Below are 25975 nucleotides of genomic sequence, written 5' to 3'. Positions count from 1 at the left end.
AAGGACGAATTCAAATGCGAGTTTTTACCCTGTTGCTGGCCCTCTGCCTTATGGCCGGTTGCGCTTCCAAGCCCGACTACTACATCTCCCCTGCGCCGGTGGCGATCCCCGAGACCGCCACCTATTGGATCGACACGTTCAACGTTGAAGTCGTCGGCAAAAACGAACGTTTCCTGCCCGACGAAAAAGTCCGTGACCAGTTGCACACCGACCTGATCGTCCGCCTGCTCGATGGCAATCGCTATGCCTCCAGCAAGGAAACCGCTGACTATCTGCTGGACGTCAACGCCGTCTATGCGCGCCGTATTCAGGACACTCAAGGTGGTTTCATGAACAAAATCGTCGCCGACGGTACGTATCTGGCCAGTGTCGATTTCAATTATCAGGTCAAGGTGAAGAAGGCCGGTGTCGAAGTGCTGCACTTTGCCCAGGCCCGCCAGGGGCTGATGCCGGGTGGGGCGATCGGGCAGCTCGAGGCCATGAGAGGCATCGCGGGCGCCCTGACGAACAAAGGCAACTCCGATGTCGAAGACTATTACACCGGCCATTTGAGCGGATTCATCGCCGATGATCTGCGGGGCATTCCGTCCCGCTAACGATGCCTGCTGCAACGTGCTGGCGATTGGTCCGATCGCGGTAACGGGCTGGCCACCTTGAGGGGGCCAGCCCGGTTTTTCCAGCGTGCCAAAAAAAATTCCTGATCGTTAACCCGAACCTCGTGTGCCTTGCGTCTGAGCTTGTGTACGAATCATTCATTCACGAGGTTCAGCCCATGTTCCGTCCACTTCCCTTTATGCGTCCTGCTGCCCAAGGCTTCGCCGTGACTTTGCTGGTGGCGTTGGCCGGTTGTGGGTTGTCTTCCCGGGAGGCTGCCAAGCCATCCGAACCGGTGCCTGTGGCACCCAGCGTTGTACCGCAAGGCGAGATCGCCTACGTGCGCCAACCCATGGCCAAGCGCATGGTCGCCCCGGCATCAATGCCCGCCCCTAGTATGGCGAACGATGCCATCGCCGGGGATTACCGCACCGAACCGCGCGAGCAGTACGCAAAACTGCCGGACAACCCCATCCATAGCGTCGCCGAAACGCCGGTCTCGACCTTCAGCGTGGATGTCGACACCGGAAGTTATGCCAATGTGCGACGTTTCCTCAATCAAGGCAGCCTGCCGCCCGAAGGGGCTGTTCGGCTGGAGGAAATGGTCAACTATTTCCCTTACCACTATGCCCTGCCCAGCGACGGTTCACCCTTCGGTGTGACGACCGAAGTCGCCCCCTCACCGTGGAACCCCCACACCCGTTTGCTGCGCATCGGCATCAAGGCCAGCGACCGCGCCGTGGCGGATCTGGCGCCGGCCAACCTGGTCTTCCTGGTGGACGTTTCCGGCTCCATGGACCGTCGCGAAGGCCTGCCGCTGGTCAAGAGCACGCTGAAACTGCTGGTGGATCAATTGCGCGATCAGGATCGGGTATCCCTGGTGGTCTATGCCGGTGAATCCCGGGTGGTGCTCAAGCCCACCTCGGGGCGCGACAAGGTGACAATCCGCAACGCCATCGATCAACTCGACGCCGGTGGTTCCACCGCGGGCGCCTCGGGTATCGAACTGGCCTACCAGATGGCGCGGGAGAGCTTCATCGACAAAGGCATCAACCGCATCCTGCTGGCCACCGATGGCGACTTCAACGTTGGCGTCAGTGATTTCGACAGCCTCAAGCAGATGGCGGTGGACCAGCGTAAAAGCGGCGTCTCCCTGACGACGCTGGGCTTCGGTGTGGATAACTACAACGAACACCTGATGGAGCAATTGGCCGATGCTGGTGACGGTAACTACGCCTACATCGACAACCTGCTCGAGGCGCGTAAAGTCTTGGTCGACCAGCTCAGCTCCACCCTGGCGGTGGTGGCGCGGGATGTGAAGTTGCAGGTGGAATTCAACCCTGCCCGGGTCAGCGAGTATCGCCTGCTCGGTTATGAGAACCGTGCGCTCAAGCGTGAGGATTTCAACAACGACAAGGTCGACGCGGGCGAGATAGGTGCCGGGCATACGGTGACGGCCTTGTATGAAATTGTCCCGAAGGGCCAACCGGGCTGGTTGGAGCCGCTGCGCTATGCCAGCACGCCCCAGTCGGAGGGGAAATCAGGCGAATTGGCGATGTTGCGCGTACGCTACAAACCCGCTGAGGGCGGTAGCAGTCGATTGATCGAGCATCCGATTGCTGGCGTGCAGAACGACGACAAGCCTAGCGATGACCTGCGTTTCTCCGCCGCCGTGGCGGCCTTCGCCCAGCAGCTCAAGGGGGACGGGCGTTATACTGGGACGATGAGCTTGAAGGACACTGCGCAATTGGCCCGTTCGGCCCGCGGCGATGATCCGTTTGGGCTGCGTGCCGAGTTTGTGCAGTTGGTGGAGCTTGCCCAGAGCCTCGAGCCTGCGGCCAAGCGCTGATCCCGAGCACAACGAGGACCAAAATGTGGGAGCGAGCCAGCTCGCGATAGCGGTGGATTGATCAGCATCATCATTGACTGATCCGACGTCATCGCGAGCAGGCTCGCTCCCACAGTATTCCCTTGTTGTCTGCCAGGATTGTGCTGCAATGACCGGAAAGGAGTTCGTCACCCACATGTCCGCTGCGCTTGATTCTCCCAGCGACGAATCGCTGCTGGCCCGCTACCGCAACGGCGATGGGGCTTCTTTCGAAGTCCTGTACGCCCGCCATCGGCAAGGGCTCTACCGTTTCCTCATGTCCTTGAGCAACAAGGCCGAACTGGCCGAGGAAGTCTTCCAGGACACTTGGCTCAGTCTGATTCGCAGCACCACCCAGCCACAAGGCCGGGCGAGTTTTCGCACCTGGCTGTTCCAGATTGCCCGCAACCGTTTGATCGACCACTGGCGCAAGCAGGGTGTCCACAATCCGTTGCACGACAGCTACGACGAGCAGCTTCACGTCCAGCCCGACGACACCAGCGGCCCTGAGCAGCAGCTGAGCCTGAGCCGCGACCAGGCGCGTCTCGATGCGGCGTTGCAGGCCTTGCCCGAGGATCAGCGAGAAGTCTTCCTGCTGCGCCTGCACGGCGACCTGGAATTGCCACAGATTGCTGCCTTGACCGGCGCCCCACTGGAAACGGTCAAAAGCCGCTTGCGTTACGCCCAGCAGAAGTTGCATCGGCTGCTGGCCGAGGAGGTACCCGCATGATCGACTCCAAACACACCCCGGATCCGAACGACGAAGTGCTGATCGAGCATTTCCGCCAACACACCAGCGGCGAGCCGCCAGCTTCCCTGGACGCTTTCATCCTGGCCACCGCCCACCGCGAAGCCCCGACGCCTGCACCGAGCTTCTGGCAACGTTGGTTGCAAGCCTGTCAACGGCCGCGCTGGCAAATGGCATTCGCCACGATCGCCGGCGTGGCGCTGATGATCGGCCTGGTGCTGCGCTCGCCCGTGCCCCACGACGAACTGTCCTCACCCGCCTCGATGGAGTTTTCCGCCGATCGGCAAGCGCCTGCCGTTGCCGCTGCACCGCCGCCGGCCATGCCCGCCCCCGCCCCGATTATCCGCATGGCGCCCCAGGGCGAACTGGCCCGGGTCCCAGCCAGCGCTGACCAGGCCCTGATGGAAAAGCCTGCGGCAAAAATGAGCAAAGCCGCGCCAGCTGCACTGCCACCCCTGGAGCAAGGCCTGATGGAAATCCTGCGCCTGCGCGAGGCGGGGGATACCAAGGCTGCTGATGAGAAGCTGCTGGCGCTGCACAAGCGTTTTCCCAAGGAAGACTTGCCGGCGCGGTTGGAGGCGTTGCGCAAGCCTTAAAGTCTGCGAGCACCAACGTCCCGTAGCGAGGGAGCTTGCTCTCGCTGGGCTGCGCTGTAGGAGCTGCCGAAGGCTGCGATCTTTTGATCTTTCGCTTGAGACTCAACTGCCTGCGCAAAGATCGCAGCCTCGCTCCGCTCGGCAGCTCTTACAGGCCGAGCGACAATGTCTCATCCAAACCTTAAGTGAGCAGATGGAGAGGTCTGTGGATCGCTTCGGCCATGGTGGTATCCATGGGGTGCGCCCTAAACGCTATATCTGCTTTTCGGATATCTGCTTCTCGATGATCTACTGAATCGACGGATGGAGCAGCGCGCAGTTTCGGTGCCGTTGCCGGCTCTATCAATTCATCGGTTCGTCTGACAAGGAGTTAGCACATGTCGCATTACATCCCATTGAAAACCAACAATCCCGATTGTCCCGTCCTATTGATCGACAGCCAGATGCCCACCGCGATGCTGATTGACAGTGCGCTCAGCCGCATCAAGGCCGGGACCGACCTTTTGGAAAGCATCACTTCTGTCACGATCAAGGGCATCGACGATGGGGATTTGTATCGATTTACCAACGCGGCGTATTTGCTGCTACGAGAAGGTTCGGATTTGCTGGAAGTGGTAAGTCGTAATGTCGATGGTGCTGGCAGATTGTAACCGTAGTTAGTAGGCGCTCGTGCGTGGGACTGCATGCAAGACCTGCCTGCTGCATGTCGCATTGATGGCGTCGAATTGAGTGAATGGACCTTGCACGCAAGGTGCGACGCTACTCAACCCCTAAACGTAAAGGCCCTCTCTCATGGTTATCATCAAGCAAGGTAGCATCCAGGGACGTCTGTATTCTATTGGTGGGGAGGGCGAGACGGTTCCTGTTCTGCTTGAGGGCACCGGTGGTGAAAATTTTCTTTGTGAAGCCGATGTGGCATTGGCAGAACACCTGGGCAAGCTGTTGTTCATCTCCATTCGTGTCCATGGTGCAGGGGAGTGGGAAAGTCGGCCACAGGGTGGCTGGCGCCTGCGAAGAATGTTCATTCAATCCTACGAGAGGCTTGAGAGAGTCTCTTTGCGCTGTGCGGTTACTCAACTCAAAGAACTCGATGGTACTGCCTGGAGCGAGATGGACGATCCTCATGGAGTGATTCAGGGCCTAAGGAAATGAGGGGCATATGGGTCATCTGATTGGCGACCATTTTCGTGATGTCACGAAAATGGTCAGCCTCGGTTCTGGCTCGCAGCGGTAGGCTGTCGACGATACGGCCCTGACCCGCTACGCCTGTTTCCTGACAGCGCGAAGCGGCGACCTGAAATATCCAGTCTTAGGACGGCGATTGCTGGTGAGGCCGTCATGGCTGGTGGGTGGTTGACGGGAGACTTCTGATCTCTATAATTGCTCGCAACACGGCCCCTGTCGGTTGATGCGCTTCGGCGCTGATACTGCTCAGGGGTTTTTTATTGTTTGAATTTTTTCCTCACCAGTCACGCTTCTGCCAATCATTATCGACGCCCATGCCCTCCAGATTAAGACCGAGGCGGGACAAATCTGGAAAATCATCCTCCAGCAGAGCCTTCAACCGCTGCCCCCAACTTGATGAGGGATTGATGGTTTTCATCAGATGCTGGGTGATGCACAAAAGCAGGAACGGGCGTGCACGTCCGTGCGTGTCGTCATGGAACGCGCTTAATGAAGGCGCCTGCTCTACAGGGGGCAGCTTCGGTTGATCGGCTATGTTCCGGTTCCACAGGCGACTATGATGGGCGCATACGTTCCGCAGGTAATTCAGGCTGCGGAGCCAAGTGGCGAAGATCCGGCCATTGCTGATGCCGTACTCTCGAGATATGGCATCTTGATCGATTTCGGTCATGCCCGCATAAAGGGTCGATAACGCGCCGAAGTCCCAAACTTCGCACGCCACCCAGACGGCGAGGGGAAGGCCGTATTTTTCTTTATTGTGCCGAATAAAATCTTCCTTCGAGCGATTGATTAACGCGGCGTGTTTACCTATCCACGCATGATGTTTGGTTAGTCCAGTCTGACCGTCCAACTGCGTAGAGAAACTTTCGTGGAACAGCTCAGGCTTTAGATAGGCGAATTTCTCGTGCCTCCCCAAGCCATGAGAGATGTCCACCCGCAGGGCGATTTCTATGCGTTCCAGAGCATCCAGGGTCAAGAGGCGGAGTTTCTTGTCGAAAACATACAGGTCAACGGCATTTTGAAATGTTGTGCCGGGCTTGAAATTGTCGAGAAGCAGTCGCGTAGGTTTCGTTTTGGATGGCTTGTGAATTCCCTGCTGGATGAGAGGACAGCAAAGCTCAGTGCGCTCGCGAAAGGCGAACCAGTAGCCGCTGAGGCGGTAATAACCAATGCGCTCCAAATATTCCAGTGCTTTAGGTTGATCAGTAACGACCATTCCCCGAGCCATCAACAATTCAAGCTGCGCTTGGTAGCTCTGCCAAGTTTTGGGATACCCCTGCTTCATTTAAACATCGCCTAATCTGCCCTTTGTCTGTCTTTTGCTTTCCACATACCCCTTCACGTGGCGGCTCCTTGTGAGCAAGTATTTTTGTAGGGCCAAGTTTCAGAGAAGGGCATCTTGGGAGCTCTGGGAGATGACTTTGCCATTCTCTCCACAATCGGATGAGGAGCGTCTTGTAACAAGACTCGTCGTGGGTCGTGATCGATATCAACGACGTTCGATACGGAAAATTTCGCGTCCATAAAAAAGCCCCAATCCGTGAGGACTGAGGCTTTTGATTTTGCATGTATGGTGCACCAGGCGGGATTCGAACCCACGACCCCTGCCTTCGGAGGGCAGTACTCTATCCAGCTGAGCTACTGGTGCGACGCGGGCGCCATGATACTCATATGCATGGCGGGCGTCCATGCTGCTGATTTGCCGGTGTTTTCACACTGCTCGGCGGCTCTTGGCTACGCTGATCAGAAAAAACAGGCAAATTCGGTTTTTTCGTTCTTTTTTTCGAACAGCCTATTGTCCTTCACCCCTATCGGCCCTAGGATTCGTTTGAGATTTCAAACGCTCTTGTCTGGGTGCTGAACCGCACGTCTGTGCTTTTGTGCGTTATTTCTGTGCTTCAGCCCGGTGAATGATTTCCCTGACGGCAGCCCCCGAGGCGCCTTTTCTACAAATCTAATTCGCTCCGCGTGCGCGCGGTGCTGTTAAGGAAAGCCGACATGCAGCTTAAAGACACCCAGTTGTTCCGCCAGCAAGCCTTTATCGATGGCGCTTGGGTCGATGCGGACAATGGTCAGACAATCAAGGTTACCAACCCGGCGACGGGCGAAGTGCTGGGCACCGTGCCGAAGATGGGCGCTGCCGAAACCCGCCGGGCGATTGAAGCCGCCGACAAGGCACTGCCGGCCTGGCGTGCACTGACCGCCAAGGAGCGCGCCAACAAGCTGCGCCGCTGGTACGAATTGCTGATCGAAAACCAGGACGACCTTGGTCGCCTGATGACCCTGGAACAAGGCAAGCCACTGGCCGAAGCCAAGGGCGAAATCGTCTACGCCGCCTCGTTCATCGAATGGTTCGCCGAAGAAGCCAAGCGCATCTACGGTGACGTGATTCCCGGCCACCAGCCCGACAAGCGCCTGATCGTGATCAAGCAGCCGATTGGTGTGACCGCGGCCATTACCCCGTGGAACTTCCCGGCCGCGATGATCACCCGTAAGGCCGGCCCGGCCCTGGCCGCCGGTTGCACCATGGTCATCAAGCCGGCTTCGCAAACCCCTTTCTCGGCCCTGGCCCTGGTGGAACTGGCGCACCGTGCCGGCATTCCGCAAGGCGTGTTGAGCGTGGTGACCGGCAGCGCCGGCGACATCGGTGGCGAGCTGACCAGCAACCCGATCGTGCGTAAGCTGTCCTTCACCGGCTCGACCGAGATCGGTCGCCAGTTGATGGCCGAATGTGCCAAGGACATCAAGAAAGTCTCCCTGGAACTGGGCGGCAACGCGCCGTTCATCGTGTTCGACGACGCCGACCTGGATAAGGCCGTCGAAGGCGCGATCATTTCCAAGTACCGCAACAACGGCCAGACCTGCGTCTGCGCCAACCGTCTGTACATCCAGGATTCGGTGTACGACGCCTTCGCGGAAAAACTCAAGGCGGCGGTCGCCAAGCTCAAGATCGGCAACGGCCTGGACGATGGCACCACCACAGGTCCCCTGATCGACGAGAAAGCGGTCGCCAAGGTACAAGAACACATTGCCGATGCGGTCAGCAAAGGCGCGACCGTGCTGTCGGGCGGCAAGGCGATGGAAGGCAACTTCTTCGAGCCGACCATCCTGACCAACGTACCGAAGAACGCCGCCGTGGCGAAAGAAGAAACCTTCGGCCCGCTGGCACCGCTGTTCCGCTTCAAAGACGAAGCCGAAGTGATCGCGATGTCCAACGACACCGAGTTCGGCCTGGCCTCGTACTTCTATGCCCGTGACCTGGGCCGTGTGTTCCGTGTGGCCGAAGCCCTGGAATACGGCATGGTCGGCGTCAATACCGGTTTGATCTCCAACGAAGTCGCGCCGTTTGGCGGCATCAAGGCTTCGGGCCTGGGCCGTGAAGGATCCAAGTACGGCATCGAGGATTACCTGGAAATCAAATACCTCTGCCTGGGTATCTGATCCGCTTCAAGCGCAAAGGGCACGAGAGCGCTGTCCCTTTGCGTGTTTCACCCGTTCTGTTTCTTGTGGCCGGAACGCTGCGGCAGTCGATCATCGCATGCTGTCGCAGTTGCCTCCCCGCCATGTATTCCTTGAGCCACGCCGACCGATGAGCGGCGAATGAGGACATTTTAATGAGCAAGACCAACGCAGACCTGATGGCCCGCCGTACCGCCGCTGTTCCACGCGGTGTTGGGCAGATTCACCCGATCTTTGCCGAGTCGGCGAAGAACGCCACGGTGACCGACGTTGAAGGTCGTGAGTTCATCGACTTCGCCGGCGGCATCGCCGTGCTGAACACCGGTCACGTGCACCCGAAAATCATCGCCGCCGTGACCGAGCAGTTGAACAAGCTGACCCACACCTGCTTCCAGGTCCTGGCCTACGAGCCGTACGTGGAACTGTGTGAAAAAATCAACGCCAAGGTGCCGGGTGATTTCGCCAAGAAAACCCTGCTGGTGACCACCGGTTCGGAAGCGGTGGAAAACGCCGTGAAAATCGCCCGCGCCGCCACAGGCCGTGCCGGTGTGATCGCCTTCACCGGCGCTTACCACGGTCGCACCATGATGACCCTGGGCCTGACCGGTAAAGTCGTGCCGTACTCGGCCGGCATGGGCCTGATGCCCGGCGGCATCTTCCGCGCGCTGTACCCGAACGAACTGCACGGTGTGAGCATCGACGACTCCATCGCCAGCATCGAGCGCATCTTCAAGAACGACGCCGAACCGCGTGACATCGCGGCAATCATCATCGAGCCGGTACAGGGCGAAGGTGGTTTCTATGTAGCACCCAAGGAATTCATGCAGCGCCTGCGCGCTTTGTGCGACCAGCACGGCATCCTGCTGATCGCTGACGAAGTGCAGACCGGTGCTGGCCGTACCGGCACCTTCTTCGCCATGGAGCAGATGGGCGTTGCCGCCGACCTGACTACCTTCGCCAAATCCATCGCTGGCGGCTTCCCGTTGGCCGGTGTGTGCGGCAAGGCCGAGTACATGGATGCCATCGCGCCGGGTGGCCTGGGCGGCACCTACGCCGGTAGCCCGATCGCCTGTGCGGCGGCGCTGGCGGTGATGGAAGTGTTCGAAGAAGAACACCTGCTGGATCGCTGCAAGGCTGTGGGCGAGCGTCTGGTGGCCGGCCTCAAGGCGATCCAGAAGAAGTACCCGGTCATTGGTGACGTGCGAGCCCTGGGCGCGATGATCGCCGTGGAACTGTTCGAAAACGGCGACTCCCACAAGCCGAACGCGGCAGCGGTAGCCCAGGTCGTGGCCAAGGCGCGTGACAAGGGTCTGATCCTGCTGTCCTGCGGCACCTACGGCAACGTTTTGCGGGTGCTGGTGCCGCTGACCGCGCCGGACGAGCAACTGGACAAAGGCCTGGCAATCCTTGAAGAGTGCTTCTCCGAACTCTGAGTGACGGTTGTGCGCTGATCCACAAAAACCCGCCTTCTGGCGGGTTTTTTCATATTGGCGAAGCTATCCGGTGGATTTTGAGCTGTCTGGAACGGCCACCAACGTCTAAGGTGCAAGTATGGCAAGGGAGCATGCTGCATGACTGCTGTGGATTTACCCGCTGTACCCCGTGTGTTGATCGCCGAGGCCGATCCGGCGTCCCGTGAGCTGCTTGAGCAGGTGTTGTCGGGTGTGCGCTGCGATGCCAGGGTGGACACTTGTGGCGACGGCAAAGAGGCTTTGGATTTGCTGGCGAAGCATTCCTACGACCTGGTGATCGCCGATTGGGAGCTGCCGGGGGTTGATGGCCTGGCGATTCTGCGTGGCCTTCGCCAGCAGCATCGCACGCCGCCGTTGCCGTTCATCCTGATGAGTCGGCGCAATGACAGCGCCAGCGTGCGCGAGGTCTTGCCGCTGGCGCCGACCGCGTATCTGACCAAACCCTTGAACCGGGAAAACCTGACCCAGCGTTTGCAGGGGTTGTTAGTGAACGGCGGTGAAGAAACTTCCAACGATGCGCCGGTTCCGGGGCCGGCGTTGAACTTGCTCACCTTCCTGGAACGTCGGCGTGACCTGTCCGAGGGCGCGCCCTTGATGACCGATGTGCAAGTGGCGGTCAAGCGCAGCCTCAACCCCGGCGGCCTGGACCTGAAACTGCTCGAAGAAGAAATCCGCACCGACCCGCAAATCACCGCCGTGCTGATCGCGGCGGCCAACAGCGCTGCCCAGCATCAGGGCGGTGGCCCGGTGCAGACGGTGGCCCAGGCGCTGCACCAGCTTGGTTCCGGACCAAGCATGAACCTGATCCTCGCCCTGACCCTCAAACGCTGCGCCCGGCTCAGCGTCCCATGCCTGGCGGACTATGCCGAGCGTTACTGGGAGCTGTCGCTGCACACGGCCGAATACGCCCGGACGATGGCGCGCTTGCTGGACCTGGAGCAGGAGCGCTGCTATTGCGCCGGCTTGTTGCATCGCCTGGGCGATCTGGCGTTGCTGCGCTGCCTGGAAGAGTGGAAACAGGCCGGTGGCGAGCTGGACGAGCCGGAAGAAGTTGGCGACTCGCTGGACATGTTTGGCGCCAGTTTCGGCTCGGCGTTACGTGCCCGCTGGCGTCTGCCGTTGGAGCTGCGGGAGTTGATCGCGGCGGTCTATAACTTGGGGGGCGGGGTGTATTCCCGTGAAGCCTTGGTGATGAACATGGCAGCGCAGATGGCGCATCTGCCCGCGCATGAGGGCCTTGAAGAACTGGCCCGTGGCCGCACGGCGCGGTTGCTGAAGATCGGCTTGCCGGAGTTGACGCGGTTGCGCCGCAAATAAAGCCACTGCCCAGCCCTGTGGGAGCGAGCTTACTCGCGATGGTGGCAGTCCAGACAGGCCAGAACCTGTGGCGAGGGAGCTTGCTCCCGCTGGCCTGCGCAGCAGGCCCTCAGCATGCTTACAGGCAGAACGCGTTGTTCGGTTTTGCGACTGCTGCGCAGCCGAGCGGGAGCAAGCTCCCTCGCCACAGGGGATTGTCGGTGGCTCGGATTTCGCATCCGCCTCGAAACCAGAGCTGTGGGAGCGGCATGACTGGGCTCAACAGCACTGCGATTGGCGTCAAGCCGCGATGATGCGGTTCTTCCCTTTGCGCTTGGCTTCGTACATGGCTGCGTCGGCGCGGGCGAACAGGCTGTCGAGGGACGGGTCTTCGGGGGTAATGCCGGTCAGGCCCTGGCTGACGGTAATGCCGAAGCTCTGTTCACCGCAGCGGAACATCAGGCGCTGGATTTCCCGTTGCAACCGCTCGGCCACTTGCAGCGCCATGTCCGGGGGGCAGCCGGGGAACACCGCGGCGAACTCTTCGCCGCCGATCCGCCCGAACAGGTCACCGCGCCGGAGCACGGACCGCCCGCTTTCGGCGATTCTCTGCAACACGGTATCGCCTTCCTGATGGCCGTAGGTGTCGTTGATCACCTTGAAGTCATCGATGTCCAGCAACAGGAACGCCATGGGCATACCTTGTAGCCGTGCCTGCTCGAACTCGCGGTGGGCGCATTCGAAGAAATGCCGACGATTGCTGCTTTGGGTCAGCACGTCGGTGGTCGCCAAGCGCTGCAGTTCGCTTTCCAGCAGCTTCTTTTCGGTGATGTCTTCGGCAATGCCCACCACAATCACCGGTTGTCCTGGCTCGGCCTTGCGGTTGATGAAGCATTTGTCGCTCAGCCAGCGGATTTGGCCGTTGCCGGCAATGATGCGGTATTCACGGTCTTCGACGGCGCCTTTGACCAAAACCTCGGCCAGGCTGCGCTCGGCGTACTCCAGGTCGTCGGGGTAAATGGCGTCGCGCCATTCGTTGAAGTCAGCCAGGACCAGGCCGGCGGGGCGGCCGAAGATCCGCTCGTAGGCGGGGCTGACATACAGCACCTGCCGGGTTTCCCAGTTGAACGCCCACAGCACGGCATTGACGCTGACCAGCAACGAGCTGAACAGCTGCTCACGCTCGCTCAGGCGCGCCACTTCGCCTTGGGCATGCATCAGCGCCATGAGCGTCTGGGCTGCCTCGGGCCAATGAGGTAGGGAGTAATCCTGTAGGTTCTTGTCGACCATCGGCACAAATCTCAAAGAGCATGCACTGCTATTGGTTCGCACGCGCTTTCTCCAAAACCCGCCTGGATGGCGAAGTGCTCTTTGAGATAGGAGATTTGGGGCGAAGTTCCTTTTCAGGCGACGAAGGGCGTGGGGATTTAGCGAGTCAGGTGCCAAGTGTTGGACCTGTGGCGAGGGAGCTTGCTCCCGCTTGAGCGCGAAGCGCTCACAAGAAAGAGAGGGCTGCTGCGCAGCCCAGCGGGAGCAAGCTCCCTCGCCACAAAAAAGCCCTTGTCCACAGTGCTGGCGTTGCCTGGTCAGGGCGTGGCAGGCCGTAGCGAGTAAGTCTTGAGTTGGTCGGCAAACTCGCGCAGGGACTGGATGCCGCTAGCCTCGGCCTCGTGGACCCATTCCTTGATGGCGGCGAGCATGTCGTGGCCGTTGCTGCTGGTCTTGACCCAGATCTGCTGCAAGGCCAGGCGTTTCTCGTAGATCACCTTCAGCGCCTGGCTGTGTTCGAGCATGTTCTGGATGCGCACGTGGTGACGCTCGTCCAGCAGGCTGGTTTCCCGCGACAGCAGGCGTTTGGCCCTGTGGAACTGGTGACGCACCGAGTGATCGACCTTTTCCAGTTCCTGCTTCACCAGTGGCGCGATGACCAGCCGGCGGTACTGCGCCATGATCTGGAAACGGTTGTTGAGAATCGCCATGGCCGTGTCCATGTCCAGGTGGCCCTTGCCTTCGACCCGGTGGGCGATCGGCGCAACCCGCTGGACCTTGGCCAGGCGCAGGATACTGAACACCCGTATCCAGGCCCAGCCCAGGTCGAACTCCCATTTGCGTACCGACAGCTTGGCCGAGTTGGGGTAGGTGTGGTGGTTGTTGTGCAGTTCTTCGCCGCCGATCAGGATGCCCCAGGGCACCAGGTTGGTCGCCGCGTCGCGGCATTCGAAGTTGCGGTAGCCCACGGCATGGCCCAGGCCATTGACCACGCCAGCGGCCCAGACGGGGATCCACATCATCTGGATGGCCCAGATAGTGATGCCGATGGTACCGAACAACAGCAGGTCGATGATGCCCATGATCGCCACGCCCAGCAGCGGGAAGCGGCTGTAGAGGTTGCGCTCGATCCAGTCGTCGGGGCAGTTCTTGCCGTAGATGCGCAGGGTTTCCGGGTTTTCCGCCTCGGCGCGATACAGCTCGGCGCCTTTGCGCAGTACGGTGGACAAGCCCTTGATGACCGGACTGTGAGGGTCATCCTCGGTTTCGCATTTGGCGTGGTGCTTGCGGTGGATGGCGGTCCACTCGCGGGTGTTCTGTGCCGTGGTCAGCCACAGCCAGAAGCGGAAGAAATGTTTGAGGCCGGCATTGAGCTCCAGGGAGCGGTGCGCCGAATAACGGTGCAGGTAGACCGTGACGGCAATGATCGTGACGTGGGTCATCAGCAGGGTGACTGCCACCAGTGACCAGGCCGACAAGCCAAGAAAACCTTCGTACCACATAGGCTGTAGGGCCCTCGATAAAGATAGAAACAGCCGTTGCATTATCACCGGCCCTACAGATAAAACCAGTCGGCCTTTCAGATAAGAGTGGCTGAATGTTTCTTCCTCTATAATCCCCACCTCTCTGTAGGGACATGGATGGCCGAATGCCTGCTTATCAACGCAGTGCCATGCGCGTAGCGCTGCTTTACCTCGTGTTGTCAGTCGTCTGGCTGCAGCTGATTGGTTATTTATTGAGCAGTTTCTTCGATCAATTCGCTGACAGACAACGCTGGCTGCTGATCAACGGCTATGCCTGGGTCCTGCTCAGCGCCGGGTTGATCTTCTTGGCGCGGGCGCGGATCTCGCGATTTTTCGCCAAGGGTGAGCACGGCGCCGATCGCGAGCGTCTGCGCCAGGCTGCCGCCGTCTTCGATTGCACCCGCGAAGGGGTGTTGGTGACCGACCGCAACGGCCTGATTGTGCACGTGAACCGGGCCTTCATGGCGATCACCGGTTATGTGCGGGATGAAGTGCTGGGCCAGCGCCCCAGCCTGTTCAAGTCCGGTCGTCATGGGGCGGAATTCTATCGCGACATGTTTACCTCCCTGGACAGCCAGGGGGAGTGGAGCGGCGAGATCTGGAATCGGCGTAAAAGCGGTGAGATCTACCCGCAATGGCAGACGATCCGCGTCATTCGCGACGACAGCGGCGAGGTCAGCCATTATGTCGCGGTGTTTTCTGACATCAGTGCCATCAAGGATTCCGAGCACGAACTGGCCTACCTGGCCCATCACGACCCGCTGACCGGCTTGCCCAACCGCCTGCTGTTTTCCGATCGTACCGAGCAGGCCCTGGCGTCGGCGCAGTTGCACAAGCGTGGCTGTGCCCTGTTGCTGCTGGACCTGGATCACTTCAAGAACATCAATGACAGCCTGGGTCACAACGTAGGCGATGAGTTGCTCAAAGGCGTGGCCGAGCGGTTTCGCGGGCTTTTTGCGCCGGGCGTGACCCTGGCCCGGCTGGGGGGCGACGAATTTGCGGTGCTGGTGGAAAACTGCTCGCAGCCAGGCCAGGCAGCGGCGCTGGCCCGGCGCATCCTAGACGCCTTGAAAGAGCCCCTGCGGTTCGATGACCATGCATTGTTCATCAATGCCAGCATCGGTATCAGCCTGTTTCCCGGCGATGCCCTGAGCGCCGGGCAGCTGCTGCGCAATGCCGATTCGGCGTTGTTCAAGGCCAAGAGCGCCGGACGCGACGGCTACGCCTTGTACACCGAAGAACTCACCGCCCACGCCCAGCAGCGGGTCGAGATTGCCTTCGAATTGCGACGCGCGCTGCAGCAACAGGAGTTGCGCGTTCACTACCAGCCGGTCCACGACTTGGCGACCAGTCGTCTGATCGGTGTCGAGGCGCTGGTGCGATGGGAGCATCCCACGCGTGGATTGGTGTCGCCGGCCGAGTTCATTCCCATCGCTGAACGTACCGGCCTGATTGCCCAGGTCGATGCCTGGGTCATGGACCAGGCCTGCCGGCAAATGTGCCAGTGGCAGCAGGCCGGTGTGGCGCTGTCGTTTGTCGCCGTCAACGTATCGAGTCGGTTGTTTGCGCGTCGCGAGTTGTATGACCAGGTCGCGCAGGTGTTGCACGACACGGGCCTGGATCCGGGTTGCCTGGAGCTGGAAGTGACGGAAAGCGCGGTGATGGATGACCCAGAGGTGGCGCTGGAGCAGATGCATCGCCTGCGGGAGCTGGGCGTGCGCTTGGCTATCGACGATTTCGGCACGGGCTATTCGTCGTTGCTGCGGCTTAAGCGTTTGCCGGTGCAGAAGCTGAAGATCGATCAGGGTTTTGTCGCGGGGTTACCGTGGGATGAGGATGACGCGGCGATCGTCCGGGTGATCATCGCCCTGGCCCACAGTATGGGCATGCAAGTGCACGCCGAGGGCATCGAGCAGCGTGAGCAGGCGGCATTTTTGCTGGGACAGGCGTGTGAGCTGGGGCAGGGTTACTGGTTTGGCCGGCCCGTGGCGGCGGCGCAGTTGGATTGGGGGCGGGCGCCGGTTATTGCTTGATCGTCAGTGGTATTGGTGTTGATCGGGTACATATCCGTTGCTGCGGTAACGGCCACTTAGGGTTCCGCCCTGACGGCGGCTCACTTTTGAGAAGCCCGGAAGCCGGCCCAGTCAAAAGTAAGCAAAACGCTTTTGCCCCACCACTCGGTGCCTCGCCTAGGCTCGGCATGCCCTCTCTCCGGCATTGCTCCGTGGGCCGCCGCGAAGGGCCATCCATGGCCCAGCGCGGCTACCTCGGCATCCATGCCGAGGTGCCCACTACGCAATGCCTGCGTTCGGCCATCGTGGTTAACGGGGCGCCCGAGACAACGTCCACCGCGAGGCGGCCTAGTAGCCGACCTGGCTCTGGGTGAGACCGCGTTTCCCCTGTGGGAGCGGGCTTGCTCGCGAAGGCGTCGGTTCAGCTTGCATCCAAGCTATGTGCTACCCCTTGGCCCCAGACGCCGCCATCTCCTTGGTTTCCAAATGATCCAACGCCCGCTCGACCAACAACTGCACCCCATCGGCCATGCGACTGATCGCCAGGGCGACGCAGCGGCGTGAGTCGTCGACGTCGTCGGCCAGGTCGGCGGCGATGGTGCTGATGGAGAGCAGGTCTTCGGAGGCGTTGGCGAGCAGGGTTTCGGTGTCTATGTGGGGGGACACGATGAAAAGTTGGTTTTTGTCGGGTCCGGGCGGTGAGGCGGGCTTGGGGTTGAGGTAGTAGTCGAGGGCGCGGGTGGCGGCGTCATCGAGCTTTTTTTCTTCCTGCGCCTGGACGCGGGATTTGTGGCCGCTTTGCGGAGGATTCGGTGAAGGCTTGACCATATTCTATGTACCAGAGTTGAGGTCGACATCCTTTCGCTTGCATTCGAAGAGGTGGCAACTGTACGTAGGTGTGCAAGACCGGTCCGGTACCGCCGGCAGACCCGAAGGCCTCCCACGCACAATTGCCATAACGGACGCGAGCATAAAAAAATGCTCGGTCAATAGCCATAACCAATTGCGTACCAATCCGGACTTGCACGCCCGTGTCACCGTTTTTTGCGATGACGAACAGAGGTTAGCCGCGGCATGGAGCGCTGCCTAGTTCATGAACAGCTCGGCGTTTTGAAGGAAATATCCGAGGCGTTAGCAGGGAAAGGCCTCCCAAGCTCCCCTGCCGTAGGACGTCGGCTACTTTCTGTAATTTTGGTTATATAAAAATTCTTAAATAGTCTTTTTAAGAATATCCGCGCTTATCTAGTATTGCTCCCACGCCGCAAGCAGTGCCGCCCACTGCCAGGCATTCATTCAAAGGAGCAGCAGCATGAGCGCATCTCTACGTAGCGTTGACGGCCAGGACGAAGCAACCATCTTGCGCGAGATCCAGAGCGCGTTGCGCGATCTACGCTTTGGGGCAGTGGAAATCACCGTGCACAACGCGCAGGTGGTCCAGATCGAACGCAAGGAAAAATTCCGCTTGCAGCAACCGAGTCATAAGCCGTCTTGAAGAAAGACAAAAGATCGCAGCCTTCGGCAGTGCCTACGGGGGCTGAGTGTAGGGGCTGGCGAAGGCTGCGATCTTTTCTATAAGCCAAACGAATTTCCAGAAGCCATAAGAAAACCAGAATTCCAGGAGCTTTCACCATGTCGTCCATTCGTCGTTATGCCCTGGCCGCCCTGGCCAGTGCTGTTTTTGCAGGTTCCGCCGTCGCCAAGGATTACGAGTTGCTCAATGTGTCCTACGACCCGACGCGTGAGCTTTACCAGGATTACAACGCCGAATTCGCCAGTTTCTGGAAGAAAGCGCACCCGGACGACAGCGTGAAGATCCAGCAATCCCACGGTGGTTCGGGCAAGCAGGGCCGGGCGGTGATCGACGGTCTGCGGGCCGACGTGGTGACCCTGGCCCTGGCCGGCGATATCGATGAAATCGCCAAGCTGGGCAAGTCCCTGCCGGCGGACTGGCAAACACGCCTGCCGGAAGCCAGCACGCCCTACACGTCCACCATCGTGTTCCTGGTGCGCAAGGGCAACCCCAAGGGCATCAAGGATTGGGGCGACCTGATCAAGAATGACGTGTCGGTCATCACCCCGAACCCGAAGACCTCAGGCGGTGCTCGCTGGAACTTCCTCGCGGCCTGGGCCTACGGCCTGAAGGCCAATGGCGGTGACGAAGCCAAGGCCAAGGAATACGTGCAAGCGCTGTTCAAGCACGTGCCGATCCTCGACACCGGCGCCCGTGGCTCGACGATTACCTTCGTCAACAACGGTCAGGGCGACGTGTTGCTGGCCTGGGAAAACGAAGCCTTCCTGGCACTGAAGGAAGATGGCGGCGCCGACAAGTTCGACATCGTCGTGCCGTCGCTGTCGATCCTGGCCGAACCGCCGGTGGCGGTGGTGGACAAGAACGCCGAGAAAAAAGGCAACGCCGAGATCGCCGAAGCCTACCTCAAGCACTTGTACAGCCCGGCCGGCCAGGAAATCGCCGCGAAGAACTTCTATCGTCCACGTGACAAGGACGTCGCCGCCAAGTACTCGCGCCAGTTTCCGAAACTGGACCTGGTGACCATCGACAAGGACTTCGGCGGCTGGAAAACCGCGCAACCGAAATTCTTCAATGATGGCGGCGTGTTCGACCAGATCTATCAGGCGCAGTAAGCTGAAACACGCTTAAACGAACCTAATGTCAGTCAGTTACCAAAGATAAAGCCGCACACATAACCTGTGGCGAGGGGATTTATCCCCGCTGGGGCGCGCAGCGGCCCTAAAATCTGACTGTCGATAACGGCTTGGGGCTGCTGCGCAGCCCAACGGGGATAAATCCCCTCGCCACAGTTTCGTGCGTTCAACCAAGGACTTCTATGTCGCGTCGCATATCCCCCGTCATACCCGGCTTCGGGCTGACGCTGGGCTACACCCTGGTGTACCTCAGTCTGATTGTGCTCATACCCCTGGCGGCGATGTTCGTGCATGCCGCCCAACTCACCTGGGAACAGTTCTGGGTGATCATCTCGGCACCGCGGGTGCTGGCGGCCTTGAAACTCAGTTTCGGCACCGCGCTGTACGCCGCGATCATCAACGGCGTGATCGGCACGCTGCTGGCCTGGGTGCTGGTGCGCTACACCTTCCCCGGCCGCAAGATCATCGACGCGATGATCGACCTGCCGTTCGCCCTGCCCACTGCCGTGGCCGGTATTGCCTTGACGGCGTTGTACGCGCCGACCGGTCTGGTGGGCCAGTTCGCCACCGACCTGGGGTTCAAGATCGCCTACACCCCGCTGGGCATCACCCTGGCGCTGACGTTCGTGACGCTGCCGTTCGTGGTGCGCACGGTGCAGCCAGTGCTGGCCGATATTCCCCGTGAAGTCGAAGAAGCCGCCGCCTGCCTCGGCGCCAAGCCATGGCAGGTGTTCCGCCACATCCTCGTGCCGGCGCTGTTGCCGGCCTGGTTGACCGGTTTCGCCCTGGCCTTTGCCCGTGGCGTGGGTGAGTACGGTTCGGTGATTTTCATCGCCGGCAACATGCCGATGAAAACCGAGATCCTGCCGCTGCTGATCATGGTCAAGCTCGACCAATACGACTACACCGGCGCCACCTCCATCGGCGTGTTGATGCTGGTGGTTTCCTTCGTCCTGTTGCTGCTGATCAACCTGCTGCAGCGGCGCATCGAAACCCCATAAGGAGGCGCGAACATGTCCCAATCGTCTATTTCCGCAGCCTCCACCAATGCCGCCCGTCGCGGCAGTGCGACGTCGCGGCGAATCCTGATCGGCCTTGGCTGGCTGATTTTTGCGCTGTTTTTGCTGCTGCCGCTGTTCATCGTGGTGTCCCAGGGCCTGAAGCTCGGGTTGGGGGCGTTCTTCACCGCGATTTTCGAACCCGACGCATTGTCGGCGCTGAAGCTCACGGTAATCGCCGTGCTGATTTCGGTGCCGCTGAACCTGGTGTTCGGTGTCAGTGCCGCGTGGTGCGTGAGCAAGTATTCATTCCGTGGCAAGAGCATGCTGGTGACGCTGATCGACCTGCCGTTTTCGGTGTCGCCGGTGATCGCGGGCCTGGTGTATGTGCTGATGTTTGGCGCCCAGGGCCTGTTCGGTCCGTGGCTGTCGGATCACGACATCCAGATTGTGTTCGCGCTGCCGGGGATCGTGCTGGCGACGATTTTTGTCACCGTGCCGTTCGTGGCCCGGGAGCTGATTCCGCTGATGCAGGAGCAGGGCACCCAGGAAGAAGAGGCCGCGCGCCTGCTCGGTGCCAATGGCTGGCAGATGTTCTGGCATATCACCGTGCCGAACATCAAGTGGGGCCTGATTTATGGTGTGGTGCTGTGTACCGCCCGCGCCATGGGCGAGTTCGGCGCGGTGTCGGTGGTATCCGGGCACATTCGCGGGGTGACCAACACCCTGCCGCTGCACGTCGAGATCCTCTACAACGAATACAACCACGTGGCCGCGTTCGCTGTGGCGAGCCTGTTGCTGATCCTGGCGCTCTTCATCCTGCTGCTCAAGCAGTGGAGCGAAAACCGAATCAACCGCCTGCGCGCCAGCGCCGCGGAGGAATAAGTCATGTCGATCGAAGTTCGTAACGTCAGCAAGAATTTCAATGCCTTCAAGGCCCTGGATGACATCAGCCTGGACATCCAGAGCGGCGAGCTGGTGGCGCTGCTGGGTCCGTCGGGCTGTGGCAAGACCACCTTGCTGCGAATCATCGCCGGCCTCGAAACCCCGGACCAGGGCAACATCGTGTTCCACGGCGAGGACGTGTCCGGCCACGACGTGCGTGACCGCAACGTCGGTTTCGTGTTTCAGCACTACGCGTTGTTTCGCCACATGACGGTGTTCGACAACGTCGCCTTTGGCTTGCGCATGAAGCCCAAGCAGCAACGCCCGAACGAAAGCCAGATCGCGACCAAGGTCCATGAACTGCTGAACATGGTGCAGCTGGATTGGCTCGCCGATCGCTACCCCGAACAGCTGTCCGGCGGCCAGCGCCAGCGTATCGCCCTGGCCCGCGCCTTGGCGGTGGAACCCAAGGTGTTGCTGCTGGACGAACCCTTCGGTGCACTCGACGCCAAGGTCCGCAAGGAGCTGCGGCGCTGGCTGGCACGGCTGCACGAGGACATCAACCTGACCTCGGTGTTCGTGACCCACGACCAGGAAGAAGCCATGGAAGTCGCCGACCGGATCGTGGTGATGAACAAGGGCGTGATCGAGCAGATCGGCTCGCCGGGGGATGTCTACGAAAACCCGGCCAGCGACTTTGTGTATCACTTCCTCGGCGACTCGAACCGCCTGCACTTGGGTGAGGACCGGCATGTGCTGTTCCGCCCTCACGAAGTTTCGCTGTCGCGCTCGGAGCTGGAAGACCACCACGCCGCCGAAGTGCGCGACATCCGTCCGCTCGGCGCCACCACTCGGGTGACCCTGAAGGTGGAAGGCCAAAGTGAGCTGATCGAAGCGGAAGTGGTGAAGGACCACGACAGTCTGGTGGGCCTGGCGAAGGGCGAGACGCTGTTCTTCAAGCCGAAGGTCTGGCAGAAAGTCGCCAACCTCTGAAAGCATCGCGAGCAAGCCCGCTTCCACAGGGGATTGGCGGTTCGATCGTTCCCACGCTCCTGCGTGGGAATGCCGCCAGGGACGCTCCGCGTTCCGCTTTTGATCAGCTTCAAGCCAATCCATGGGATCGAGCTTGCTCGCGATGGCGTCCTCACTGCCCCCGGTCAGAATCTGAATAACTCCACCCAACCTTGCTTCGATTGGTTCTACGCCAACGCCTTTTCCCCGCCCAAACCCTACCTAGACTCTGACAGGCCAGGAGGCAAGTGAGAGTCCATGACGGACCGGTGTTATCTCTCCTGGTGCCCTGATGCCAAGGAGAGAAAACATGAGAGTGGAAGTCAGTCGGCATGGCCCGCTTGGCTGTGCATTGTTAGGCGTCTTGCTGGCTCCGGCCGCCAGCGCCGCCCCTTCGTTGTCCCCCCAGATACCCTTCGATGTCACGGTGCCCCACCCCGTTTCACTGGTCAGCCTGCAAGCCAATTTCGATGAGCTGTCGTGGCAAACCTTCATTGCCCTGAACTGGCCGGCGCTGGACAACGGTGATCCGAATACCGGCACGCCCATCGGCAAGCAGGATGGCGCCACCGTGTGGGAGAGCTGGAAAGAGAGCTACCAGATTTTCCGCGCCAAGGGCCAGGCGCCGCTGCCCTGGAATGCCCCGGCGACTCTGCCCGAAGCGTGCAAGTCGCTCAAGCCCGGTCGCCTGTTGCAGCAAATGGGCAAGGTGCCCGATGTGCTGGATGAATTTATCCAGCCCTTCGAGAGCGGCCCGCTGGTGGACCAGAACGGCACCTACACGCGCAACGAAATCGTGGTCAACCAATCGATGTTCAACGGCATCGTCGACAACGGTCTGTACAGCATCGAAGGCCAGCAGAAGTTCTTCGCCGCGAAGCCGACCAATACCGTGGCGTTCAGTTGTGGTTCCACCGAGACCAAACAGGTCGGCGCGGTGATGGTGAAGGCGTCATGGAAAGTGCTGGGCCCCAACGACAACCGGCAGGACTTTCACACCGTCGATGCACTGGTCTACACCCCGGGCAACAACGACCCGAGCCATGGGCCGATTGTCGGAGAGTCGTGCGTGTCCGAGCCGGTCGGGTTGGTGGGATTGCACATGGTCCATAAGACCACCAGTGCGGCGCAATGGGTCTGGTCAACCTTCGAGCATGTGAAAAACGTGCCGGAAAAAACCACGCCTGTTGCCCAGCGCACGGGGCCTTATCTGTTCTACAACGCAGCCAGCCAAAGCGACATCAACCAACCGCCGCCACGGCCATGGAACCCGGCGGTCAAGGCGACGCCCTCGCAGATCGTGCGCGACGTGCCGCTCACCGAGGCCACCAAAAAACTGAACGCTACGTATCAAGGCCTGTTGCGTACGGTGAACCCGAAGAGCGTCTGGGCGAACTATCAACTGATCAGTACCCAGTGGCCGTCGGCCCCGTCACCGAACTGCCAGATATCGGCCGCCAACCTGTTGGGCAGCCCTGCGCCCTTGTTCCTGGCCAACGCCACGCTGGAGACCTACATCCAGGGCACCGTGCCCCAGGCGTCTTCCAGTTGCATGGCTTGCCACGGCAATGCGGCCACCCATGTCACCGAGTCGCCGCGTACCAGCTTCGCGGATTTCACCTATTTGCTCGAACGCGCACAGTCCACTGGCGGACAAGGAGTCAACCATGAGCAGTGATCTGGACAACTTTGTAGGCCTGTCATCGGCCCTGACCGGCATTCCCACGGATCGGCTGGCACCGGCGATCGACCAGGTGGGTTTGCCACCGATTTTTCTCGCGTTCATCACCCCGCGTATCACCCCTGAGGTGCTCAATACGTTGCTGACTCAATACGCCACGCTGGCAGCGGACAATGTGCCCCCCGACCAGATCGCCAAAGCGGTGCTGATGGATGGATCGCGACCGGCTGTCACGCAAGCGGCCCAAGCTGCGCGTTCGATCATGAAACTGTGGTTGCTGGGAGTCTGGTATCAGCCCTATGCCACTGGCAACTACAAGTCGACCGACTCGACGGTGGTGTCCGACCAGGCTTACATCCAGAGCTGGGCCTGGAAAATCGCCCAGGCCCACCCCATGGGCTACAGCGAGATGTTTTTCGGCTATTGGAACACCACGCCACCGAGCCTTGAGGACTACACCGGCGTGCCTGCCAACACACAAGGAGCCTCGTCATGAGTACCGAACAAGCCGAGGTGATCATCGTTGGCGCGGGGTTGGCCGGCAGCATCATCGCTTATCAGTTGGGCATGGCCGGCGTGGATGTGTTGGTGCTCGAATCGGGTCCGGAGATCCCGGCCAACCGTGCGCAATACCTGGAGCGTTTCTACACCGCCACCCTGAAGACCCCGGAGTCGCCCTATCCGCCAGTGTCGACCCTGGACACGCCGCGTGACCCGAGCAAGGAAAATGCCCCGCGGGCGACCATCGCCGACCTGATCCTTGGCTGGGACAAGCCGCAAGTCAGCTATCTGGTGCAGAAAGGCCCACTGCCCTTCAACAGTACTTATGAACGGGTGGGCGGCGGCACGACCTGGCACTGGGTCGGGACCTGCCTGCGCATGGTGCCGAACGATTTCCGCCTGAAGAGCAAGTACGGCGTCGGGGTGGATTGGCCGATCGGCTACGACGACCTGCAAAGCGCCTATTGCCGGGCCGAGGCGGAAATCGGGGTGTCGGCCAATGTCGCCGACCAGGCCTACCTGGGCATGACGTTCCCCGAGGGCTATTCATTCCCGATGCACAGCATTCCGTTGTCGTTGGTCGATGGCAGTTTCGTCACAGCCGTGACCGGCAAGAACTTCGACGGCTTGCCGCTGGTAGTCAGCCCGACCCCGGCCGGGCGCAACTCCCAGCCCTATGCCGGGCGCCGGGTGTGTGCCGGCAATACCAACTGCACGCCGATCTGCCCGATCCAGGCCAAGTACGACGCCACCGTGACCCTGAACAAGGCCCTGGCCACCGGCAAGGTCCGAGTCATGTACCGGACCGTGGCCAGCAAAGTGACCGTGGGCCCGGACAAGAACATCAATGGCGTCGAATTCATTCAATACCAGCTTGGCGAGGGACCGAAGACGGGCACCGGCGTGGCCATCGGGCAGCGTTACGTGATCGCGGCCCATGCCATCGAAACTCCCAAATTGTTGCTCAACTCCAAGACCCCTGCCTGGCCCGATGGCGTGGCCAATAGCAGCGGCCAGGTCGGACGCAGCCTGTCCGACCATCCGATTTACCTGGCGTGGGGGCTGATGCCGGAAGGCAAGACGGTGTTCCCGTACCGGGGACCGGTGTCCACGGCGGGCATCGAGAGCCTGCGTGACGGCGACTTTCGCAGCCAGCGAGCGGCGTGGCGTATCGAAATCGGCAACGAGGGCTGGAACTGGCCGGTGGGCGACCCTTACGTCACCGTGGCCGATTTTATCGATGGCAAGAACAAAAGCTGCACCAACCCGTTGCCATCGAAAGAGAACCCGCCGCCGCCCACTGAAGCGCTTTACGGCACGGCCCTGATTCAACGGCTCAACGACCTGTTCATCCGCCAGTTTCGGATCGGCTTTTTGGTGGAGCAGGTGGAGAAGGATCCCGACCAGTCCAAGAGCTACATCGTGCCTTCGACGGACAAGCTCACGGACGGGCTTGGCATTCTTCGGCCGGAAATCCACTACGACCTGTCCGATTACACCAAGGAAGGTTTCAGGCAGGCGAAGGTATTGGCGAGCCACATCATCAAGGACCTGCTCGGCGCCGTGGAGCTGACGGCACCTATTGGCCAAGGGAAATTCAGGTACAAAGAAGAGGATTACACCTTCCAGGGCGCCGGGCACCTGATGGGCACCTATCGCATGGGCGATGACCCGACCAAGTCGGTAGTGGACAAGGACCAGCGCAGTTGGGACCACAAGAACCTGTTCCTGGTGGGCGATGGTGTGTTTCCCAGCACCGGCACCTCGAACCCGAGCCTGACGATCGCGGCGTTGTCGTTCCAGGCCGGGGACACCGTGGCCAACGACCTGAAGGCGGTGACGATGCAGGTCCAATCCAACATCGCCTGGCAGGGCACCGGCGTGCAGGTCAACGGGTTGGTACCGCGCCTGGTTCGCTACGTCAGTGGGCTATGGTGTGCCAGTCCCCAGGGTGGCAATGTCGATGGAAATGGCGGTTCGAGGCACATCGACTACAGCAGCTATGCCTTGCCCGGTGCCGCCGAAGGTGCCTTGATCGGTCGCGTGGGCAATGGCGGCAAGCCGTTCCTGGTGGGTGATCTGGGGCAGGTTCCTGCCAGCGAGCAAGGCGAGCTGCAACTGTGCATCAATGATGACCTGACCGGGCAATACGGAGCAGGCTTGAGCGATAACACCGGTGCGCTGACGGTGCGGATCGAATTCGGCGCCCTGTAG

General features: G+C 60.5%; 22 protein-coding genes and 1 tRNA gene. 18 read left to right on the top strand and 5 right to left on the bottom strand.

Going from position 1 to position 25975, the window contains the following annotated elements:
• Positions 1–14: 14 nt before the first annotated feature.
• The 6 genes from BLU76_RS29390 (at position 15) to BLU76_RS29365 (ending at position 4957) form a co-directional block, all read left to right on the top strand.
• The gene (locus BLU76_RS29390; protein ID WP_092150273.1) at positions 15–596 is read left to right on the top strand and encodes a hypothetical protein; all 582 of its coding nucleotides are present in this window, start codon (positions 15–17) and stop codon (positions 594–596) included.
• 176 nt (positions 597–772) lie between these two features.
• Positions 773–2443 carry a vWA domain-containing protein gene (locus BLU76_RS29385; RefSeq protein WP_092225633.1) on the top strand — a complete coding sequence of 557 codons (1671 nt, stop codon included), beginning with the start codon at positions 773–775 and terminating at the stop codon, positions 2441–2443.
• Between the two features lie 175 nt (positions 2444–2618).
• Positions 2619–3191, top strand: a complete 573-nt coding sequence (locus tag BLU76_RS29380; protein WP_092225646.1) for an RNA polymerase sigma factor — start codon at positions 2619–2621, stop codon at positions 3189–3191.
• Positions 3188–3805: a hypothetical protein gene (locus BLU76_RS29375; protein ID WP_092225631.1), complete on the top strand. Its 618-nt coding sequence runs from the start codon at positions 3188–3190 to the stop codon at positions 3803–3805. Before BLU76_RS29380 ends, BLU76_RS29375 begins: the two co-directional genes overlap by 4 nt.
• A 377-nt stretch (positions 3806–4182) precedes the next feature.
• On the top strand, positions 4183–4455 hold the full coding sequence (locus BLU76_RS29370) for a hypothetical protein (protein WP_092225629.1): 273 nt from the start codon (positions 4183–4185) through the stop codon (positions 4453–4455).
• A gap of 142 nt (positions 4456–4597) precedes the next feature.
• Positions 4598–4957 (top strand): hypothetical protein, encoded by a 360-nt coding sequence (locus tag BLU76_RS29365; RefSeq protein ID WP_177344752.1) that lies wholly within the window; start codon positions 4598–4600, stop codon positions 4955–4957.
• A gap of 310 nt (positions 4958–5267) precedes the next feature.
• On the opposite strand, the gene BLU76_RS29360 is transcribed toward BLU76_RS29365, so the two are convergent.
• Complete coding sequence (locus tag BLU76_RS29360; protein WP_092150264.1) at positions 5268–6275, bottom strand: Abi family protein; 1008 nt, start codon at positions 6273–6275, stop codon at positions 5268–5270.
• Between the two features lie 286 nt (positions 6276–6561).
• Positions 6562–6638: transfer RNA gene (locus BLU76_RS29355), tRNA-Arg, on the bottom strand.
• Between the two features lie 350 nt (positions 6639–6988).
• On the opposite strand from BLU76_RS29355, the gene gabD reads away from it, so the two are divergent.
• From gabD to BLU76_RS29340, 3 genes are all read left to right on the top strand, one after another.
• On the top strand, positions 6989–8431 hold the full coding sequence (gene gabD / locus BLU76_RS29350) for an NADP-dependent succinate-semialdehyde dehydrogenase (protein WP_063323510.1): 1443 nt from the start codon (positions 6989–6991) through the stop codon (positions 8429–8431).
• A gap of 173 nt (positions 8432–8604) precedes the next feature.
• The gene (gene gabT, locus BLU76_RS29345; protein WP_092225627.1) at positions 8605–9882 is read left to right on the top strand and encodes a 4-aminobutyrate--2-oxoglutarate transaminase; all 1278 of its coding nucleotides are present in this window, start codon (positions 8605–8607) and stop codon (positions 9880–9882) included.
• A 138-nt stretch (positions 9883–10020) separates the two neighbouring features.
• Entirely contained in the window at positions 10021–11238 is a 1218-nt protein-coding gene (locus BLU76_RS29340) for an HDOD domain-containing protein (RefSeq protein WP_092225625.1), read from the top strand.
• 279 nt (positions 11239–11517) lie between these two features.
• Here BLU76_RS29340 and BLU76_RS29335 read toward each other — a convergent pair whose 3' ends face one another.
• Together BLU76_RS29335 and desA are read right to left on the bottom strand one after the other, a co-directional pair.
• Positions 11518–12507, bottom strand: a complete 990-nt coding sequence (locus BLU76_RS29335; protein WP_092225623.1) for a GGDEF domain-containing protein — start codon at positions 12505–12507, stop codon at positions 11518–11520.
• A gap of 296 nt (positions 12508–12803) precedes the next feature.
• The gene (gene desA, locus BLU76_RS29330; RefSeq protein ID WP_092225621.1) at positions 12804–13988 is read right to left on the bottom strand and encodes a delta-9 fatty acid desaturase DesA; all 1185 of its coding nucleotides are present in this window, start codon (positions 13986–13988) and stop codon (positions 12804–12806) included.
• A 146-nt stretch (positions 13989–14134) separates the two neighbouring features.
• On the opposite strand from desA, the gene dibA reads away from it, so the two are divergent.
• Positions 14135–16042, top strand: a complete 1908-nt coding sequence (dibA, locus tag BLU76_RS29325) for a phosphodiesterase DibA (protein WP_092225619.1) — start codon at positions 14135–14137, stop codon at positions 16040–16042.
• Positions 16043–16465: 423 nt separating this feature from the next.
• Here the strand turns inward: dibA and BLU76_RS29320 are convergent, their stop codons facing one another.
• Positions 16466–16849, bottom strand: coding sequence for a DUF6124 family protein (locus BLU76_RS29320; protein ID WP_092225617.1), 384 nt, complete (start codon positions 16847–16849; stop codon positions 16466–16468).
• Positions 16850–17330: 481 nt separating this feature from the next.
• Here BLU76_RS29320 and oscA point away from each other — a divergent pair, with 481 nt between their 5' ends.
• The 8 genes from oscA to BLU76_RS29280 all read left to right on the top strand — a co-directional run bounded on the left by oscA (position 17331) and on the right by BLU76_RS29280 (position 25975).
• Positions 17331–17513: a sulfur starvation response protein OscA gene (gene oscA, locus BLU76_RS29315; RefSeq protein WP_003186967.1), complete on the top strand. Its 183-nt coding sequence runs from the start codon at positions 17331–17333 to the stop codon at positions 17511–17513.
• 137 nt (positions 17514–17650) lie between these two features.
• Positions 17651–18664 (top strand): sulfate ABC transporter substrate-binding protein, encoded by a 1014-nt coding sequence (locus BLU76_RS29310; protein ID WP_063323504.1) that lies wholly within the window; start codon positions 17651–17653, stop codon positions 18662–18664.
• A gap of 203 nt (positions 18665–18867) precedes the next feature.
• Complete coding sequence (cysT, locus tag BLU76_RS29305; protein ID WP_092225615.1) at positions 18868–19686, top strand: sulfate ABC transporter permease subunit CysT; 819 nt, start codon at positions 18868–18870, stop codon at positions 19684–19686.
• A gap of 12 nt (positions 19687–19698) precedes the next feature.
• Entirely contained in the window at positions 19699–20568 is an 870-nt protein-coding gene (gene cysW / locus BLU76_RS29300) for a sulfate ABC transporter permease subunit CysW (protein ID WP_092225613.1), read from the top strand.
• A gap of 3 nt (positions 20569–20571) precedes the next feature.
• Positions 20572–21561: a sulfate/molybdate ABC transporter ATP-binding protein gene (locus BLU76_RS29295; protein ID WP_092225611.1), complete on the top strand. Its 990-nt coding sequence runs from the start codon at positions 20572–20574 to the stop codon at positions 21559–21561.
• Between the two features lie 328 nt (positions 21562–21889).
• Positions 21890–23257 carry a cytochrome C gene (locus BLU76_RS29290; RefSeq protein WP_092225609.1) on the top strand — a complete coding sequence of 456 codons (1368 nt, stop codon included), beginning with the start codon at positions 21890–21892 and terminating at the stop codon, positions 23255–23257.
• On the top strand, positions 23247–23756 hold the full coding sequence (locus BLU76_RS29285) for a hypothetical protein (RefSeq protein ID WP_063323499.1): 510 nt from the start codon (positions 23247–23249) through the stop codon (positions 23754–23756). Before BLU76_RS29290 ends, BLU76_RS29285 begins: the two co-directional genes overlap by 11 nt.
• Positions 23753–25975 (top strand): GMC oxidoreductase, encoded by a 2223-nt coding sequence (locus tag BLU76_RS29280; protein ID WP_092225607.1) that lies wholly within the window; start codon positions 23753–23755, stop codon positions 25973–25975. The genes BLU76_RS29285 and BLU76_RS29280 overlap by 4 nt, the downstream gene beginning before the upstream one ends.

It is taken from the genome of Pseudomonas sp. NFACC08-1 (assembly GCF_900106735.1).
In the GTDB taxonomy this organism is placed as follows: Bacteria; Pseudomonadota; Gammaproteobacteria; order Pseudomonadales; family Pseudomonadaceae; genus Aquipseudomonas; species Aquipseudomonas fluorescens_Q.
The sequence above is the reverse complement of the archived record's forward strand: the minus strand, read 5'-3'. Positions and strand labels throughout refer to the sequence as shown.